Annotated in this window: 15 protein-coding genes and 1 pseudogene; 10 read left to right on the forward strand and 6 right to left on the reverse strand. The window is 53.5% G+C overall.

What is annotated here, in order from left to right; translation table 11 throughout:
- Positions 1–52: 52 nt before the first annotated feature.
- The gene (locus NK55_RS10130) at positions 53–778 is read right to left on the reverse strand and encodes an NnrU family protein (protein WP_024125614.1); all 726 of its coding nucleotides are present in this window, start codon (positions 776–778) and stop codon (positions 53–55) included.
- A gap of 141 nt (positions 779–919) precedes the next feature.
- Between NK55_RS10130 and NK55_RS10135 the strand changes: the two genes are divergently transcribed.
- The 4 genes from NK55_RS10135 (at position 920) to NK55_RS10150 (ending at position 4,092) form a co-directional block, all read left to right on the forward strand.
- On the forward strand, positions 920–1,888 hold the full coding sequence (locus NK55_RS10135; RefSeq protein ID WP_024125615.1) for an AI-2E family transporter: 969 nt from the start codon (positions 920–922) through the stop codon (positions 1,886–1,888).
- Positions 1,889–2,091: 203 nt separating this feature from the next.
- Positions 2,092–2,700 (forward strand): 30S ribosomal protein S4, encoded by a 609-nt coding sequence (gene rpsD, locus NK55_RS10140; protein ID WP_024125616.1) that lies wholly within the window; start codon positions 2,092–2,094, stop codon positions 2,698–2,700.
- 18 nt (positions 2,701–2,718) lie between these two features.
- Positions 2,719–3,813, forward strand: a complete 1,095-nt coding sequence (gene prfA, locus NK55_RS10145) for a peptide chain release factor 1 (protein ID WP_024125617.1) — start codon at positions 2,719–2,721, stop codon at positions 3,811–3,813.
- Positions 3,814–3,822: 9 nt separating this feature from the next.
- On the forward strand, positions 3,823–4,092 hold the full coding sequence (locus NK55_RS10150) for a YciI family protein (RefSeq protein ID WP_024125618.1): 270 nt from the start codon (positions 3,823–3,825) through the stop codon (positions 4,090–4,092).
- 25 nt (positions 4,093–4,117) lie between these two features.
- Here the strand turns inward: NK55_RS10150 and chlP are convergent, their stop codons facing one another.
- On the reverse strand, positions 4,118–5,326 hold the full coding sequence (chlP, locus tag NK55_RS10155; RefSeq protein ID WP_024125619.1) for a geranylgeranyl reductase: 1,209 nt from the start codon (positions 5,324–5,326) through the stop codon (positions 4,118–4,120).
- Positions 5,327–5,611: 285 nt separating this feature from the next.
- Between chlP and gpmI the strand changes: the two genes are divergently transcribed.
- The gene (gene gpmI, locus NK55_RS10160) at positions 5,612–7,207 is read left to right on the forward strand and encodes a 2,3-bisphosphoglycerate-independent phosphoglycerate mutase (RefSeq protein ID WP_024125620.1); all 1,596 of its coding nucleotides are present in this window, start codon (positions 5,612–5,614) and stop codon (positions 7,205–7,207) included.
- A gap of 70 nt (positions 7,208–7,277) precedes the next feature.
- Entirely contained in the window at positions 7,278–9,098 is a 1,821-nt protein-coding gene (locus tag NK55_RS10165; protein ID WP_024125621.1) for an ABC transporter ATP-binding protein, read from the forward strand.
- Here the strand turns inward: NK55_RS10165 and NK55_RS10170 are convergent.
- Both NK55_RS10170 and NK55_RS10175 read right to left on the reverse strand, forming a co-directional pair.
- Complete coding sequence (locus tag NK55_RS10170) at positions 9,091–11,571, reverse strand: HAD-IC family P-type ATPase (RefSeq protein WP_024125622.1); 2,481 nt, start codon at positions 11,569–11,571, stop codon at positions 9,091–9,093. The genes NK55_RS10165 and NK55_RS10170 overlap by 8 nt on opposite strands.
- Before the next feature lie 3 nt (positions 11,572–11,574).
- On the reverse strand, positions 11,575–12,006 hold the full coding sequence (locus NK55_RS10175; protein WP_024125623.1) for a universal stress protein: 432 nt from the start codon (positions 12,004–12,006) through the stop codon (positions 11,575–11,577).
- A gap of 919 nt (positions 12,007–12,925) precedes the next feature.
- Here NK55_RS10175 and NK55_RS10180 point away from each other — a divergent pair.
- The 3 genes from NK55_RS10180 to NK55_RS10190 are packed head-to-tail and all read left to right on the forward strand — an operon-like array spanning position 12,926 to position 15,789.
- The gene (locus NK55_RS10180; RefSeq protein WP_024125624.1) at positions 12,926–14,080 is read left to right on the forward strand and encodes a Re/Si-specific NAD(P)(+) transhydrogenase subunit alpha; all 1,155 of its coding nucleotides are present in this window, start codon (positions 12,926–12,928) and stop codon (positions 14,078–14,080) included.
- A 24-nt stretch (positions 14,081–14,104) separates the two neighbouring features.
- Entirely contained in the window at positions 14,105–14,383 is a 279-nt protein-coding gene (locus tag NK55_RS10185) for an NAD(P) transhydrogenase subunit alpha (RefSeq protein ID WP_024125625.1), read from the forward strand.
- A 5-nt stretch (positions 14,384–14,388) separates the two neighbouring features.
- Positions 14,389–15,789, forward strand: a complete 1,401-nt coding sequence (locus NK55_RS10190; protein WP_024125626.1) for an NAD(P)(+) transhydrogenase (Re/Si-specific) subunit beta — start codon at positions 14,389–14,391, stop codon at positions 15,787–15,789.
- Here NK55_RS10190 and NK55_RS10195 read toward each other — a convergent pair.
- Together NK55_RS10195 and trpC are read right to left on the reverse strand one after the other, a co-directional pair.
- Positions 15,786–16,499, reverse strand: a complete 714-nt coding sequence (locus tag NK55_RS10195; RefSeq protein ID WP_024125627.1) for an HAD family phosphatase — start codon at positions 16,497–16,499, stop codon at positions 15,786–15,788. The genes NK55_RS10190 and NK55_RS10195 overlap by 4 nt on opposite strands.
- 2 nt (positions 16,500–16,501) lie before the next feature.
- The gene (gene trpC / locus NK55_RS10200) at positions 16,502–17,425 is read right to left on the reverse strand and encodes an indole-3-glycerol phosphate synthase TrpC (protein ID WP_024125628.1); all 924 of its coding nucleotides are present in this window, start codon (positions 17,423–17,425) and stop codon (positions 16,502–16,504) included.
- Positions 17,426–17,542: 117 nt separating this feature from the next.
- Between trpC and NK55_RS10205 the strand changes: the two are divergent.
- Positions 17,543–19,041: pseudogene (locus tag NK55_RS10205) on the forward strand (cryptochrome/photolyase family protein).
- Positions 19,042–19,169 lie beyond the last annotated feature (128 nt).

Genomic DNA, 19,169 nt, shown 5'->3' on the forward strand with positions numbered 1-19,169 from the left:
TCCTGAAACGGGATAGCTCTAACTCAATTATGCGCAATTTCCAGGGGAGAGGCTAAAAGGGCAAGAGTTGCTGTGTCACATGGTAAAAGGAGGGATGCAGCCACCACAGCAGGGCGACAAAAATAACCACTCCCCCATAGGCGGGGCGCAAAAATTCCTGCCATACCAGTTGTTGCTTACCCTCCCAAATGGCTTTGAAGGGAATGATGGAAGTGCGGTTTTTCAGGGCAGCAAATGCTTCTCCATGCCGTGCGTACCAGCGGCGATCGCCATGCCAAACCCCAAAGCAGTGATGGGCAATCAGACCAAGGGAGGTCAGCAGGCTAAAGGACGTGCCCAACCATAGGGTATGAGCCACACACCAGATCACCTGTCCCCACAACTGTGGGTGGCGGGTAATGCGAATAATGCCCGTCTCGTAGAGGTGCACCTCTGGCTTTTGCACAGCGGCAATTTCCAGCAGGTTAAATGTGGCTGGATAAAGAAAGAGAAACGAGAGCGCCGATAGTCCCCACACTAGCGCCCCCATTCCCGGCACCCCTTGAAGTTGCCACAGTTGGACGCCGTCGTAGCGATGCGCTAGAAAGTAGAGAATCAAGATTGTGGCCAAAGGCAGACTCACTAAGGCGAAAAAAATGCGATAGGCGCGGGCACCCACCTGCTTTTCTGCCCAAGGACGTAAGCTGGCCAAGCCACTGTGGGCGATCGCAAACAGGAGCAATAGCCCCACCATGATCCACTGCGAACTGGTTTGCCAACTGTGGTGATCCACGCTCATCTACTCCCGACGATTGAGATCCCTTCCCATGATCCCAAAGGGGCAGACCATTTGTAAAGCAATGTAACTGGACAGAAAAACCAAGCCTATGAGCTATAGTCAAAGCGTTGGGGGCATCCGGCATGAATTTTAATCAATTTTATGTTTAATTGGCTCGATCGCCTCGAAAACCGCCGCCTACTGCGCTTGCTCCTGCTCTTTGCTTTGGGCTGGATTGGCGTGCAACTTTTGCACTACTTTGCCTACGTCTTACTCATCTTTCTTTCTTCGTCTATTTTGGCGTTTTTACTCAACTATCCTGTGCGCTGGCTCAAACGTTACTTGCCCCATGGTTTTGCGGTTACCATTGTGTTTCTGGGGACATTGGCACTGCTCATCGGCTTGGGGATTACTCTTGGGTTGGCGATCATTGGCCAGTTGCAGGACTTAATCACCCATTTGCCCAGCCAAGTTGATCTGTGGATTGACTCCCTTGAGAGAATGCAGCAGTTTCTGGCGCAATGGAATCTAGACATCAATTTTCAGCAACTGGAGTCAGAATTACGCAACTTTGCCCTTGCTGGGATTCAGTTTGGGTTTGGTAAGCTCCAGTCTATCTTTGCCCTCTTGCTGGGGGGCATGATTGTTGCTGTGATTACTTTCTTTATGCTGTTGGAAGGGGAACAGCTATGGCAGTACCTGTTGAGTTTTTTGCCCGACCCGTGGCGCGATCGCCTGCCCCAAGCCTTAAAGCGGAACTTTTTGGGCTTCTTGAGTGGCCGTTTCCTTCTATCTCTATTCTTTGGTACCGCTACATTTATTGTCTTGCTGGTGTTAGGTGCCCCCTACGCCCTTGCCCTTGGGGCGATCGCCGGCGGCTTGGATCTCATTCCAGGGATTGGCTCAACGATGGGCATTTCCCTACTCTGTTTGATCCTGTTGCCCAAGAGCATTGCCCTGAGTGTACAAGTTCTGATCAGCTGTATTCTGCTCCAACAGGTAGAGGAAAATATCCTCATGCCCCGTGTGATGCGCAACTCCGTCAACCTCAATCCGGTGGTTCTATTTTTTCCCTCCTGGTGGGGGCAACGGTCGCAGGAATTGTTGGTATCTTCCTGGCCATTCCCATGACGGGGACGATCGTCAGTTTGCTGGATCTCAAAGCCTTGCAGGCAAGCCGTGAGGCTGCTCCAAAATCCTCGTCCTAGGGTTGCGATCGCCCCCATCCCGTTGATATACTAGACAAGCTGATTAAGGTGCCCTCGGCACATCAGTGTATTTTTTGCGCATTTCTTGGTTGGACACCATCATCACTGTAGGTTGGGTATAGTTGCATGGCTCGATATCGTGGCCCTCGTTTGAGAATTGTCCGTCGTCTGGGTGAACTGGCTGGTCTCACCCGCAAAGTCCCCAAGCGGAGCTATCCCCCCGGTCAACATGGCCAAGCCCGCAAAAAGCGTTCGGAATACGCCCTGCGCCTTGACGAAAAGCAAAAACTACGCTTCAACTACGGGGTCTCGGAGCGACAACTCGTGCGCTATGTGCGCAAAGCCCGCCGCGTGAGTGGTTCCACCGGACAAACCCTCCTGCAGTTGTTGGAAATGCGGCTAGACAACACCGTTTTCCGCCTTGGAATGGCACCCACGATTCCAGCAGCTCGCCAATTGGTGAATCATGGCCATATTCTGGTCAATGGTCGCACTGTTTCTATTCCTAGCTATCAGTGCCGTCCCGGGGATGTGATTACTGTCCGCGATAACGAGCGATCGCGCCGTCTGGTGGAAACCAACCTTCAAAATCCCGGGCTTGCCAATCTCCCCAGCCACTTGGAACTCGATAAAAGTACCCTCACCGGCAGAGTCACCGGTATCGTTGAGCGCCAATGGGTTGCTCTCGAAGTGAATGAACTCCTCGTGGTTGAGTACTACTCCCGCAAAGTTTAGAGTATCGCCGCCTTTCCTATGGCAGAAGCCTATCTTCTGGAAAAACTCCGCACTGTCGAGCAAACCTTTACGGAACTTACCCGTCGCTTGGCGGATCCGGATGTGGCAGTCAATCCAACCGAATTTCAGAAGATAGCCCGCTCCCGTGCTGCCCTAGAGGAGACGGTAAACGCCTACCAGGAATGGCAAAGGTTGAATCAGCAACTGCTGGACGCACGTCAGCTTCTCAAGGAAGCCATCAATGAGCCTGAGCTGCGGCAAATGGCTGAGGAAGAAGTGGCGGATCTCAGTCACCGCATTGCCAAACTCGAGGAACGCCTGAAAATTCTGCTGCTGCCCCGTGATCCCAATGATGAGAAAAACATTATGCTGGAAATTCGGGCAGGTGCAGGGGGTGATGAAGCAGGGATTTGGGCCGGCGATTTGGTACGGATGTACTCCCGCTATGCCAAAACCCAAGGTTGGCAAGTGACCCTCGTGAGTGAATCCCTCGCTGAAATGGGCGGCTTCAAAGAAGCCATCCTTGAAATCAAGGGCGATCGCGTCTATAGCAAGCTGAAGTATGAATCGGGTGTCCACCGGGTACAGCGGGTACCAGCAACAGAAGCTGGCGGCAGAATTCATACCTCCACTGCCACCGTCGCTGTAATGCCTGAGGTGGATGAGGTGGAGGTCGAAATTGATCCAAAGGACATTGAACTCACCACCGCCCGATCTGGCGGAGCCGGCGGCCAAAACGTCAATAAGGTGGAAACCGCTGTTGATTTATACCACAAGCCAACGGGAATTCGTATTTTCTGCACCGAAGAGCGGAGTCAACTGAAAAACAAAGAGCGAGCGTTCCAGATTCTCCGTGCCAAACTCTACGAAATAAAGCTGCGGGAACAACAGGAAGCCATTACTTCCATGCGCCGCTCTCAGGTGGGCACTGGCGATCGCTCCGAAAAAATCCGTACCTACAACTACAAAGATGACCGCGTGACCGATCACCGTCTGGGACAAAACTTTAGCCTCAGCAGTGTCCTAGAGGGGGATTTGGAACCGATTATCCAAGCCTGCATCAGCCGTGATCAGCAGGAACAACTGGCGCAACTTGCTGCCGAACAAGCCTAGGAGGATCAAATGACCAAATTTGTGGCTTGGGGATGCTACTGTGAAGATGTCCGCGAACGGCGTGCCCCCCATCGCCAGGCACACCTCGATGGCCTTGCAGCTCAAAAAGACCAAGGGCTGCTCATCACCATTGGCCCTACCAAAGACCTGCGCTACTTTTTTGCTATTTATGAGGCGGATAGTGAAGAGACCGTGCGCCAACTAATTGAAAACGACCCCTACTGGCAGCATCAGGTGTGGACAGACTACAGTATTCATGAGTGGATCCAAGCCCTCTAAGGGCGAGGGCGGATCCGAAACTCACCTAGGGCGCAAGGGCATTGCCCCGCATCAGGCTCCCAATCGTTTTTGCCGTAATTTTCAACTGCACTAAGGGATTAGCGGGCACAACAGTCTTGTAGAGGTAGCTATCGAAGGTGAGCTTTTGCACATCAAGATCACTACACATCTCCACAAAAGCCTCACGGGTGGCATCGGAGCGATAAAAGACCCGCTGCAGCAGATCCAAAACAAGATAGGTCATGCCGTAGGCTTTGTCCCAGCGCTTCAGGTAGAGCTTGAGATCGGCTTCGGTAGGGATACGGCGACCGCCGTTGGAGGTCTCGACAATCGTTTCAGCACACAGGCGGGCTGACTTGGCGGCAAAGTAAATGCCTTCTCCGGAGGACTTGGTCACGGTACCCGCCGCATCGCCCACAAGGGCCACGCGGCCGACCACTCGCCGAGGTCGAGGATGCTCAGGAATGGGGTGGGCTTCCACTTTAATAATTTGCCCCCCCTCCAGTTTGGCGGCAGCGCGGTGGCGGATTCCTGCTTGCAATTCCCGAATACGGTCTTTATTGACCTTCATGGTGCCCGTACCCACGGCTACATGGTCATATTTCGGGAAAACCCACGCATAAAAGTCAGGGGACACGTCATCCCCCACGTACATTTCTGCTAACTCGTTGTAGTAGGCCATTTTGTCCTCAGGCAGGCGAATCCGCTCCTGGTAGGCAATGGCGTAGTTGTAATCGCCGGCATCAATTTCCTTGGCAATGCGAGAATTTGCGCCATCGGCACCAATCACCACATCCACTTCGAGGGTCTGAACTGCGCCATCCTCTTGGACATAGTGGAGGGTGTAGGGCTGATCGCTGGTGATGGGCTGCTCTAGCTTAAAGACAGTGCCATTGATCAAGTTGGCGCCCAAAGCCGCTGCCCGATTGCGCATAAAGCTATCGAGGACTTCGCGGCGGCACATACCGATATACTCGTGCTCCTTGAGGGTATGGCCAATGTTCACCTCAATGTTGGAGGGGGATATCATTTTCATTTTGCGCACGCGGCGGTCAATGATTTCCGGGGGTAAGTCAAATTCACTGACCATGCACAGGGGGATCGCACCGCCACAGGGCTTGGCATTGTCTAATTTACGTTCAAAGAGATAGGTTTGGATTCCGGCTTTGGCTAAGGTTTCGGCGGCTGAGGAACCCGCTGGACCACCACCGACTACTGCTACCCGAAGTGACAACGGACGACTCCCAAATTTTGGCTAACAAACAACAGTTTGGATACTATCACGGGAATTTTTTGTCTTCAAGGATTTAATCCCGAAAAGCCGTATCTGTAACAGTTTTCAACATTTGGTTATCCTTAGTGATCTGCTAGGATAGATCCATCTATTAGCTAATAATTGATCCAACCTGGGGACTGGAGCGGAAGTGACCCAATTTGTCTCTCGCGGTCGAGAATGGTATCATTTGCGAGGTTGTAAAATTTACGCCATTTCCCAGAGAGGTTAAGGTAGGGCATTCACATGGCATCGTCTCCTGTTGCGCCCGTTGTTTTGGTGATTTTGGATGGCTGGGGCTATCGCGAAGACACCTACGGTAATGCGATCGCCAGCGCCAGTACCCCTGTGATGGACAGTTTGTGGGAAGCCTATCCCCACACATTGATTTACACGTCTGGGAAGGCGGTGGGACTCCCCAAGGGACAAATGGGTAACTCCGAGGTGGGGCACTTAAATATCGGTGCCGGTCGCATTGTTCCCCAAGAATTGGTACGCATTTCCGATGCTGTCGAAGATGGCAGCTTCTTTAGCAATCCGGTCCTTGTGCATCTGTGTCAAACCGTGAAGGAACGCAACGGTAAGCTGCATTTTATCGGTCTGTGTTCTGCTGGGGGGGTGCATTCCCACATTGAGCATCTTTACGGCTTGGTGGAACTAGCCAAACGCCACGGGTTGCCCGCCTGTATCCATGCTATTACCGATGGTCGTGATACGCCCCCCCGTGATGCCGCAGGGGTCCTTGAGGAATTGGAGCAGCGCCTGAAAACCGCCGGCTGCGGACGAATTGTGACGGTAAGTGGTCGCTACTATGCCATGGATCGCGATCGCCGCTGGGACCGCACCGAGGCGGCCTACCGCGTTATGACCAGCAATGAGCATATTCAACCCCTCCGGGCAGTGGATGTGGCCCGTAGGGCCTACGCGCAGGATATTGGCGATGAATTCATTGGGCCCACACGCATTGCTGAAGGAGCCGTTGAACCTGGCGATGGGGTGGTGTTTTTCAACTTCCGTCCCGATCGCGCTCGCCAGCTGACCCAAGCCTTTATTGATCCTGACTTCAGCGGTTTTGAACGGACGCTGATTACGCCCCTTGAGTTTGTCACCTTTACCCAGTACGACGCTAGCTTTAACTGTGGGGTTGCTTTCCCGCCGCAAAATCTCAGCCACATCCTCGGAGAAGTTATTGCTGAGCACGGCCTGAAGCAACTGCGGGCAGCCGAAACAGAAAAATATGCCCACGTCACTTACTTCTTCAACGGTGGCCTTGAGGAACCCTTTCCCGGCGAAGATCGCATTCTCATCCCCAGTCCCCTGGTGGCCACCTATGATCAAGCCCCAGCCATGTCTGCCCTGGCTGTAACCGAATCCGTCAAGAAGGCCATTGAGAAGCAGGAGTATGCCCTAATTGTAGTTAACTTTGCCAACCCCGATATGGTGGGGCACACGGGGCAGTTGGCGGCGACGATTCAAGCCATTGAAACCGTGGATCGCTGTGTGGGGATCTTGGTGGAAGCGGCCACAAAAGTGGGGGGAACTCTGCTCATCACTGCAGATCACGGCAACGCCGAATACATGATTGATGAGGACGGCAACCCCTGGACGGCTCACACCACCAACCCGGTTCCCTTCATTTTAGTGGAAGGGGAGAAACGCAAAGTTCCTGGCCATGGTGGCAATGTGATCCTTCGGGAAGATGGCTGTCTGGCGGATATTGCCCCTACGATTCTTGAAATTCTGGAGCTGCCCCAACCCCCCGAAATGACGGGGCGATCGCTAATTGTCAGTGCACCCTATGAAACGCGCCTAAATCGCACCCCTGTTTCCCTCAAGATCTAAAGCCTTCTCAAGGGCGACGGCACAAAATTTTAAGAAATCTTAAAATGGGAATAGTGCTTGTCGTATTTTTATGGCCTCATTTCGCTCCATTCTGGGTTACTATCGCGCCTATCGGGGGATAGCGATCGCCAGCATTACCGCAGCCAGTCTGTGCGAGATGGTGGATTTGCTGGTGCCCTATGCCATTGGTCAAATTCTCAACCTGCTCTCCCAACAACCCCTTGACCCGCCAGTGGTGGCGATCGCCCATAGACTCCAAACATGGACAGGCTGGAGCGATACCTTTAGTGCTCATCTCGCCGTTCTCGGCAGTATTGTTTTTTTGGCCACTGTGGTGCGTGCCCCGATTCAACCGTGGCTAGGGGTATGGTTCCACTGGTGGATTGCCTTGGCTGCCCGTCGCGACCACGCTCGCAAAGCAATCGAGAAAATCCTGACCCTTCCCCTAGAATTCTTTGAGGAAAATAATCCTGGCCGCATTGCCAACCGTGTTAGTAAAGGGATTTCCAACCATACGTGGAGCTACCCGGAAATTGCCGGTCAACTCATTCCCAAACTTGTACGGGTCCTGGGGATTGGTGTTATTGTTTGGTGGTTGGATTGGCCAATCGCCCTTGGGCTCTTGATCTCCTTTACAGTCATCTTGTTGCTGACCCTGCGCACCCTAAGGCGCATTATTCAAAAGGAAGAAATCCTCGACAGCCACATCGAAAGCACGGAAAGCCGCACCTCAGAGATCATCACCAATATCAAAACCGTCAAGGCCTTTGCCACTGAAGCCCGTGAACTGGCTCGCCAGAAGCAGCGGCTGGATCGCGAGTTCAAGATGGTGATTGACCGCATCCATCGCGGCTACATGCATCTAATCACTTGGCAGGGAGCGGTGGTGCAGTTTTGCCTTTTTAGTGTGTTGGGGTTTTCCCTAGCAGCGACCATCGCTGGACGGGTCTCCATTGGCCACTTTATTACGATTTACACCCTTGCCAGTATGGCCTATGCCGAAATTACGCCCCTCTCGCAGGTGTCTGAGGTGTTTGCGCGGCGCTATGCCTCAATTTTACGCTTCCATGAATTTATGGAATTGCCCGCCGGTCGCGATGCCATTGATCTTGAGCAACAGGAAATTCCTAGCCTGCAGTTTTCTGGCAAGGTGGATTTTCAGCATGTTTGGTTTGGCTACACACCAGGGCGTCCCATTCTGCGGGATATTAACTTACTCATTGAACCCTGCCAAACGGTGGCCCTAGTGGGGCGATCGGGGTCGGGGAAATCCACCCTAATCAAGCTCCTCTTTCGTTACTTCCAGCCGGATCAGGGGCAAATTCTCATTGATGGCCAAGATATTCAAACCCTCGATGTGCGCGCCTATCGCCGCCGGCTGGCTATTGTCCACCAAGAAGTCGATGTCTTTAATGGCACCCTCTGGGATAACCTGACCTATGCTAACCCCGAGGTCAGTGCCGACGCGGTCTATGAGGCCTGTGCCATTGCGCGGGTGGATGAATTTGTGCAGCAGTTGCCCTTGGGCTATCGCACGATTGTTGGTGAACGGGGGTTGCGGCTTTCGGGGGGACAGCGGCAGCGCTTAGGGATTGCCCGTGCCCTCTTGGCGGATCCTGATGTGCTGATTTTTGATGAGGCAACCTCAAGTTTGGATTACGAATCAGAGCGGGAAATTCAGCTAGCCCTACGCGCCATTACGGGTACTCGCACCATGATTGTGATTGCCCACCGCCTGAGTACAGTGCGGGATGCCCATCAGATTGTGGTGCTGGATCAGGGCACGATCCGTGAGCAGGGCGATCATGACACCCTCCTTGCCCAAGGGGGATTGTATGCCCATCTCTATTCGATTCAGCGCGATCGCCCCCCCGTTGCTGCAACTAACTGAGATTTATCCCCAAGAAGCGATCCAAGAGCCGATACCGCCAAAAGCTGCGCAAAAGAATCACCCAGAGTAGGACAATTAGCACAATGAGTGCCCACAATGACCAGGAGAGGGGTTCTAGCTCCGCCACCGATCGCAGGGTGGGCGATGTGCTAATGATGACAAAGCCAGCCAGTAGGATAACTACAACTGCAACATACCGCCAGTTGCCCACTAAGGGAGCACCGCCGACCCATACGGGATGGGGAGGTTTTAGGAAAAGCACTAAACAGAGGGAGGCCAAGATCAGGCTCGTCACCAAGGCCGTGCGCGCGATCGCCACACTGTGGCCCAATTCCGAGAGCACCTCGCGATCATTCACCAGGGCTGGATCAAACCGTCCTTGGAGCAATTCCACAAGGGGTGTCAGTTCCCGTGCTAAAACCCCTAAGTACATGAAAATGGCTAACAGCGCCAGGCTCAGGGTGGCGGGGATGACAAAGTGCAGCAATGAACGAATCAAGGAGCGATGGGGACGGGGCCCCGGCACTGCCCAAAAAGCCACCGCCAGTGTGGGTAAACCCACTCCCCACAGCGTTAGCAGGCTGTTGTGCTTAATCAGCAGCGGAAAGGCGCGCCCTGCCATAACAGTGACAAGGCACAGTAAACTAAAGCTAAAGACCCGTACCAAAAAGAGCTTGCTGACATCTTGAATACCGTTGTAGATGCGCTGCCCTTCGCGAAAGGCTGCTGGTAAGGCTGCAAAGGAATCCGCAAGCAGCACAATATCAGCCACATTGCGGGTAATGGCACTGCCACTTTCCATAGCGATTCCCACATTAGCTTGCTTCAGGGATAGGACATCATTCACACCATCACCAATCATTGCCACCTGATGCCCGAGGGCACGCAAGCGAGTGACGAGTTTAGCCTTTTGCTCTGGTGTAATGCGACCAAAAACCGTGGCTTTCTCAGCCATTTGATCAAAGCTGGAATCATCCATAGCGGCCAGTTCTGCCCCGGAGATGGCGATCGCCCCCCCATCGAGGCCAACTTGCTTGCCAAGGGCAACAACGGTTTCCGGATGATCCCCGGAGATAATTTTGACTTGAATTCCAGCTTGCTGAAAACGCGCTAGAACCTCACGGCATTGGGGTCGCAGGCGATCGCCCACCCAAATCACTGCCAAGGGTTCCAACTCTGAGGGCAACAGAGGCGTTTCCTGCCGCTCATCCCAAGTGGGATCACTGCCACTGCGGGCAAAGAGGAGCACCCGCAATCCCTGCTGTCGCCCTCGCTGGAGCAGCTCAACCACCCTAGGGGAGAGGTCCTCACTTTTGAAGAGGACATCCGGTGCCCCCAAAATAAACGTTTCCGAGTCGTGCCAGGCCACTGCACTCCACTTGTAGGTGGAGGAAAAGGGAATTTCGAGGCGCATCGGTTGGGGCGTTCCCGCAAAAGCCTCCGTTAGGGCAACAATGGTACGGTTGGGACTGCTGACACTGGCCGCAAACTTCCCCAGGGTTGCTGCCGTTTGCTCCTTCGCTTCGCTGAGAGGGTACCAGCTATGGAGTTCAAGGGCATTGGCCGTTAGGGTTCCCGTTTTATCAAGGCAGAGAATATCCACCCCACTGAGGGACTCAATGGCATTCACCTGCTGCACCAAGACGTTGGCACGGGAAATGCGCAGCGCCCCCAGGGCATAGGTGAGGGTAATCGTAAGGTACAGGCCCACAGGGACAAGGCCCGCAATTACGGCTGCGGTTTGCACGCTCATTTGTAGAGTGGTCAGGCGCACCAAGAGCGAGAATAGAACCAATAGCCACAGGAAAACCGCCAGGGCAAGAATCACGCGGATAATCAGGTTAATTTCCTGCTGAAGGGGTGTGAGTTTATGGTGGTGGGTTTTGGCGGCAGCAGTCAGTTGATGGGCAGTGCTCTTTTCCCCCACCTGCTCGGCAACATAGGCAGCGGCACCGCGCACACAAAAGCTGCCGGAATAGAGGCGATCGCCCGCCCGCTTGGGAACGAGATCCGACTCCCCTGTGAGCAATGACTCATCTACTTGAATCTGTCCATCGCCAACCACCCTACCATCAGCAACGATTTGATCCCCAGGCGTCAACAGGAGAATATCCCCTTCTACGACCTCTGCAGGATCGATAATCACCTCTTGGCGATCGCGCAGCACCTTAACGCGGGGTCGGCTTAAAAGGCTAATGGCATCCAGTTGGCGTTTGGCGCGAATTTCTTGAATGATACTGATGATGGCATTGAGAAACACAACAACGACGATCGCCACCACATCCCCTGGGCGACCTAAAAAGATCAAGATAAGGCTAATAAAAGCAAAAACCCCATTGATAAACGTGAAGAGGTTTTCCCGCAAAATCTCGCCATAGGTGCGATTGCTTTCACTCACCTGACGGTTAATGCGGCCCCTGGCTTGCCGCTCCGCTACTTCCGCTGTAGTAAGACCGATTAATGGGGTTGTCATATTTCAGGTTTCCGCTGACTTCACCACCAATACCGAACAGGGGGCATCGGCAAGGACGGCACTACTGACGGAGCCCTGCACCACGCGCTCCACGCCGGTGAGGCCACGATTGCCCAGCACAATCAAGTCAGCACGGTAGATATTTGCAAGGCGTAAAATTTCCTCTACGGGGTCACCGCTAACAATTTCAATTTCTGAATCACAGGAAAGCTGGCGTTGAAACCGTTGTAAATGCTGCTCAATACTGCGGTAGGTTCCCATTTGGGGATGCAAGGAGGGGCGATCAGCGCTGACCCCAAACCCCGACTCCACCGGTGAAATCACATGACTGAGAATCACTTGGGCATCTGGGTCTAAGTTTAACTGTGCCACCGCCGCCATCACCCGTGCCGATAACTCACTGGTATCGAGGGCAACTAAAATTGTTTTGAACATGCCTGTGACTCTGTACTTGCAATCTCCTAGTCTGCCACAAGAGCGTGAGTAGCAGTCAAACTCCCCTTCTGGCTACTTTCTTGCGCTGATGATTAACCACACCTATCGATTCATTTTCCTGAAAACTCGTAAAACTGCTGGCGTCAGTAAATTGCCCTCTGCCAGTTTTGTGGTAGTGAGGTATCATTACACCGATTTGCTGCCAGGATGAGTACATTCATCCTCAATTGGGTTATCCGTGGCCGCGCAATTTTTCTGCTCCTTTGGTTAACTGTTCGCTATCAGGCTGGCTCGCTCTCTTTTATCAAGGGGTTAAGGCAAGCTTAATAGCCACTTCACGGCTGCCCAAGTTAGGTTTTGCTTTGAATGTAATCCCCTTGATAAGGCAATTCGTCAGTCTGGGGCATTGATACCATCGGCGATGAAATCCCTGTGGACTTTGTTGACCGGTATGAGGGCTTGAATGAAAACTTGGCACTCATCTGTGAAAAACTGGGACTGCTAGCCCCCTGAAAGTTGCCAAAGGGGGGATAGCGTAAAAACTACGACCACCATAGTCAAGTGCTCAATCAAAGCGCCTGCAAACAGGGGAAGGAATTGCAAAGGAATTGAAGCAGTATGCCCGGAAGGAGATTGCTGCTTTTGGCTACTATTGGGAAAGCATTAGCTAAGTAAAAGTACTCAATAATAGTGTCAAGATTTGTTACAAAGGTTACTGGAGATCATAAGACTTGTAGAGAATCCCCATGAAATGCTGACATTTTCTCGCATTCCCGAGGGGATCGCAGTAGCGTGAGGATCAGTACAGAACAGTATGTGCATGGGTTGTGATGGTGTCGGGCTGTTATAAAACAGAAGTCCTGATGACTACACCAAGGAAGTGTTCTGTAAAGCGTGCAAACCCTATCCAAGAGTGCCTATGAAAGTTGGGGTCGTTAAGGAACGCGAAGTGGGGGAACAACGGGTTGCCCTGATTCCCGAAGTTGTTGCCAAGCTAGTGCAGCAGGGGTATCACCTCTGTGTGGAGTCCGGTGCAGGGGATATGGCTCACTTTAGCGATGATGACTACCGTGCCGCAGGTGCAGAAATTGGTTACTCCATTGAAGAGATTTGGGGCGGTGTCGATGTCCTGCTTAAGGTTGCGCCGCTGCGCGATCGCGAGGTGGAGTGGATTCGCCCCGGCACCACCCTCATTAGTTTTCTCAATCCCCTAGGGAATCCGTGGCAGATGCAACACTTGGCAGAGCGGCACATTACTGCCTTTGCCCTCGAGTGTATTCCCCGCACCAGTCGGGCCCAAACTATGGATGCCCTCTCTTCCCAAGCGGCAGTGGCGGGCTATGGGGCGGTGTTATTGGCGGCTTCCCATTTGCCGCGCTTTTTCCCCATGCTGACGACAGCCGCGGGTACGATTCCCCCCGCCAAGGTGTTTGTGATTGGGGCAGGGGTGGCTGGCTTGCAGGCGATCGCGACCGCCCGACGTTTAGGCGCGGTTGTTGAAGCCTTTGATATTCGCCCTGCGGTCAAGGAAGAGGTGCAAAGTCTCGGTGCCAAATTTGTTGAAGTCAACCTTGAGGAGGACACGGGGGCGGCCGGCGGCTATGCCAAAGAGGTTTCTGAGGCCGCAAAGCACAAAACCCAAGAGGCGATCGCTGCCCATGTCCACAGGGCCGATGTGGTCATTACCACGGCCCAAGTTCCCGGTAAACCGGCTCCCCTGTTAGTTACAGAACGTATGGTGGCCAGCATGAAACCGGGTTCAGTCATTGTGGATTTAGCCGCTGAACAGGGGGGCAACTGTGCCTGCACAGAACCGGGGCGCTCCATTTGTCATCAGCGGGTTACCATTATTGGCCCGATTAATCTGCCCGCCACCATGGCGGTGCATGCCAGTCAAATGTATGCCAAAAACATTTCAACGCTCCTGAAGTACCTTGCTCCCCAGGGGGAATTGGTGTTGAACTTTGGCGATGACATTGTGGATGCCGCCTGTGTTACCCATGAAGGGCAGGTCCGCAACCCACGGGTGCTGCAACTGCTGCATCCTGCCCAAACCTTGGCACCAATGCTTTAGTTCTTTTCTCAGGGGGTTAGTTCAATGACAGAACCTGTACTTGTGGGTCTAATGATTTTTGTCCTGGCCAGTTTCATTGGCTTTGAGGTGATTAACAAAGTCCCACCCACGCTGCATACTCCCCTCATGTCTGGCTCCAATGCCATTTCTGGGATTGCTGTGATTGGTGCCCTGCTGATGGCGGGGAGTGGACACACCACTTTAACAGTGGTCTTGGGATTCATTGCGACGGTGCTAGCCACAATTAATGTGGTGGGCGGTTTTTTGGTTACGGATCGCATGTTGCAGATGTTTAAGCGGTAGGAACCATGGATTGGCTAACACGCATTGAAGAATTGAGCTATTTGGGGGCTGCGGCGCTCTTTATCTTTGGTTTAAAAAAGTTGGGCTCGCCAGCGACGGCACGTCAAGGAAATCGCCTTGCCGCCTTGGGGATGTTGATTGCGATTGTGGTCACGCTCCTCGATCGCCAGATTATGAGCTACACGGGTGTCCTAGCGGCCATTGGCCTCGGCAGTGTCATTGGCGCGATCGCTGCCTACAAAGTGGAAATGACGGCCATGCCCCAGATGGTGGGGTTACTCAATGGCTTAGGAGGGGCGGCCTCTGCCCTGGTGGGCATTGGTGAATTTTGCCGCACTGTGGCCATGGGTGAACCACTGACCCCCAGCACACTTATCACCATTATTTTGGGGGTGCTCATTGGCGGGGTCACCCTCACTGGTAGCCTTGTTGCCTTTGGTAAACTTCAGGGACTGATTTCAGGAACCCCGATCATTTTTCCGATGCAGCAGGTCATTAACCTCGGCTTGCTGGTGGCTTTCTTGGTTGCCAGTGGCTGGGTGGGGTTGCATCCGAGTCAGCTGCCGATGTTCTGGGGCTTGGTGGCGATCGCCAGCATTTTGGGGGTGCTCTTTGTCCTGCCCATTGGTGGTGCCGATATGCCAGTGGTGATTTCCCTCTTGAACTCTCTCTCAGGGCTGGCTGCCAGTGCCGCTGGCTTTATCGTTGGCAACAGTATGTTGATTATTGCGGGTGCCTTGGTGGGGGCTTCAGGGCTGATTTTAACGCAGATTATGTGCAAAGCCATGAATCGCTCCTTGGCCAATGTCCTCTTCGGTGGTTTTGGCAGTACGACGACCGGTAACGCGGCGGTGGCGGCTCACGCCACGGCGAAGTCAGTGCGCACCATTGACCCTGAAGAAAGTGCAATGATGCTCGGCTATGCCAAGTCGGTGGTCATTGTCCCCGGCTATGGAATGGCGGTGGCTCAAGCGCAGCACAGCGTCAAAGAACTAGCGGATCAATTGGAGCGGCTCGGTGTTGATGTCAAATACGCGATTCACCCCGTTGCCGGTCGCATGCCGGGACACATGAATGTGCTGCTGGCCGAGGCAAATGTCCCCTACCCCCAACTCAAGGACATGGAGGACATCAATCCAGAATTTGAGAATGTGGATGTGGCACTGGTGATTGGTGCCAATGATGTTGTCAATCCCGCTGCCCGCACCAACCCCGGCAGCCCCGTGTATGGAATGCCCATTCTCGATGTGGATCGGGCACGGCACACAATTGTGATCAAGCGCAGCCTCAATCCGGGCTTTGCTGGCATTGACAATGAGTTATTCTACAAAGATAAAACCCTGATGCTTTTTGGCAATGCCAAGGAAGTACTCAATCAACTCATTGCCGAGGTGAAACACCTCTAGGAGGGGGTGGAGGCCACCCTGCGCTCAAACACTGGGGCAATTTCCGCAAGGTCAAACTGATCCAGGCGATCAAGTACCCAATGACAGCGACGCTGAAGCATATGGAAGGGATAGGTGTGGGCTACCCCCAAGACTTTGACACCAGCTTCGCGGGCGGATTGAATCCCCACCAAGGTGTCCTCGATCGCCAGACAATCAGCGGCTGTGAGATCACTCCCTAGGGCTTGCAAGGCCTCAACGGCACGTAGATAGGGGTCAGGATAAGGTTTGCTGCGCTCCCCGCTTTCGGCACTGATAATGCAGTCCACAATCGAGTGGAGCTGGCCACGCTCAAGGGCTAAGTCCACATCGGATCGCACAGCACCGGTGACAATGGCGATTTTCAATTGCGCAGCATGGAGTTTCTGCAGTAGGGCGATCGCCCCCGGAAAAAAGGGAAACGGTTCGATACTAGCCAAGCGGGTACGGTAGGCGGCTGCCTTTTGAGCCACCAGTTTATCCAAATAGGCCGGGGTCACTGCCCGTCCACGGCGGCTGAGGAGGTTATCCAAACAGGCGCGATCGCTCCGTCCCAAGCAAAAAAGGTCGTACTCCCCCCGCTGTGGCCGCAGGTTCTCTTGCAAGAGGATCTCATCAATGAGGGCAGCATGAATGGCCTCATCATCGAGAATCACACCATTGAAGTCAAACAAAACCGCCGTCAGGGGCATACCTAGGGGGCTAACTCTGGGAATAACTGCTGAATCCGCGCTTGGAGTTGCTCCGCCTCACTGAAGTGCGCCATCTCCGCTGGGGGGCGCATGAGGGATTCTCCGACTAAAATGGCTTGGGCGCCGGCTTGTGCCACCCGTTCGACATCGGCACGCTGATGAATGCCCGATTCGCTGACCACAAGAATGTTGCGATCGCGCAGCTGCGCCCCATACTTGGTCAAAAGTTTTTCAGTAGTGGCCAGATCAACACTAAAATCCGTCAGGTTGCGATTGTTGATTCCCACAAGCTGTACCTCCTCCAGTGCCAGCACTCGTTCCATCTCCTCGGCGGTGTGTACCTCCAGGAGAGCCGTTAGACCCAACCCACGGGCAATCCGCAGAAAATAGCGCAAATCCTTGTCCGAGAGGATAGCCGCGATCAGTAGCACCGCATCGGCACCCCGCAGCCTTGCCAGAAACATCTGGTAGGGATAGAGGATAAAGTCCTTGCACAGCAGCGGCACCTCCACCACTTGGCGAATTTGGGCGAGGTATTCAAAGCTGCCCTGGAAAAACTCACTGTCCGTTAGGACGGAAAGGCAGGTGGCACCCGCGGCAACGTAGCCTTGGGCGATCGCCACCGGGTTAAAATTGGGCCGAATCATGCCTTTACTGGGGGAGGCCTTCTTGACCTCAGCAATCAGCGCTGGCTGGGTAACAGGATTCTGGAGAGCCGCCAAAAAAGAACGCACCGGCGGCGCATCCAGTACCTGGCGCTGTAAATCAGCCAAGGGCAGGACTTCCCGCAGTTGCTCCACCTCCTGTTCTTTGTGCCAAACAATCTTCTCAAGAATGTTGCGAGGGGCATCATCGGCCACCGGCACTTGGTAGTGGAGGTTGTGAACAGTAACAGCGGGATTGGGAGGACGGCGGCGAATTTGCATAGTCAGCTTCGTAGGGAGTTGCAATCGTTGACCATAAGAATAAACCACAAAGACAACCCTTAACCACCCTGTCTAACCCTGCTATGGTGTCAAAGGAGCAGTAGGAAACCACCGTTGATGGCCATTGGCGTTTGGGTTTTAGGGGATCAACTGTCGCTACAGCAGGCCGCGCTGCAAAGTTGCGCCCATCCTGTCCCCGTCATCCTCATTGAGTCCCACCAGTGGGTCAAACAACGCCGCTACCATGCCCAAAAACTGGTGCTGGTGTGGTCGGCCATGCGGCACTTTGCCCAAGACCTCGAAGCGGCCGGTTGGCCAGTGACCTACGCGATCGCCCCCGACTTTGCCACCCCGCTGCGGCAGTGGATCAGTGCCCACAACATCCACGAAGTGCGGATCATGCAACCTAGCGATCGCCCCTTTCGTGACTGCATTGCCACCTTTGACCTGCCCTGTGCCATTAAATTGCTGCCGAACAATCACTTTCTCTGGTCAGAAGCGGACTTTCAGCAGTGGGCAGCCGGTCGCAAAACCCTTGTCCTGGAGCACTTTTACCGTGCAGGGCGGCAGCGGTTTCAAATCCTGATGGAGGGCAAATCTCCTGCCGGCGGCAAATGGAACTACGATGCTGAGAACCGCCAAGGGCCCGCTGCTAACCTCAAACCCCCACCACCACTGCGCTTTTGTCCCGATAGGATTACCCAAGAAGTCATTGAAACAGTGCGCCAAGGAAACTTTGACACCTATGGCCACATCGAACCCTTTTACTGGGGGGTTAGCCGCGCCCAAGCCCTGCAAGTCTTGGAAAACTTTATTGAATACCGCTTGCCCCAGTTTGGCCCCTACCAAGATGCCATGGTGGTAGGAGAAGAGACCCTGTGGCACAGCCTCCTTTCCCCCTATTTGAATTTAGGCCTACTGTCTCCCCAAGAAGTGATTGATGCGGCCTTAGTGGCCTACGGTGAACGGCAACTCCCCCTAAATAGCGTTGAGGGGTTTATTCGCCAAATTCTTGGCTGGCGCGAGTATATGTATGGCCTTTATCACTACCTCGGTGCCGACTACTGTCAGCGAAACTTCTTTCAGCACCACCAATCTCTGCCGGCTTTCTTTTGGCAGAGCGATCGCGCTACAATGAGCTGTCTGCGCTACGTTCTTAAGCAAATTGAGTGCACTGGCTATGCCCACCACATTCAGCGGCTGATGATCCTGGCCAACTTTGCTCTCATTACTGGCTTAGCTCCTCAGGAAGTGGAAAACTGGTTCCACAGTGTCTTTATTGACGCCTATGATTGGGTGATGCAAACCAATGTCTTGGGAATGGGCTTATTTGCCGATGGCGGACTCTTGGCCTCCAAACCCTATGCCGCCTCCGCTAACTACATTCAGCGCATGAGTAATTATTGCCAAGGATGTGCCTATAACCCAAAGCAACGCGTGGGCGATCGCGCTTGCCCCTTTAACTTTTTTATTGGCATTTCCTAGCACGCCATCGAACAGTCCTGAGTCGGCAAGGACGCATGGCCATTGCCCTTAAAAATCTGGAAAAATTGAGCGCCTTGGAAATGGCCGCAATTCAACAGGAGGTAGAGCGGTGGTATTTTGAAAATTCATAGATCGAGAAGATATCAATTGTATTTCAGATTACATTTACTTGTAAAACTTGAACCCACCTTTTCTGAGTCATCCACTCATCTATTGATGATCTATACTCCATAGCTGTTTCGAAAGGGAGTGATATATT

This window comes from Thermosynechococcus sp. NK55a, assembly GCF_000505665.1.
Lineage (GTDB): Bacteria > Cyanobacteriota > Cyanobacteriia > Thermosynechococcales > Thermosynechococcaceae > Thermosynechococcus.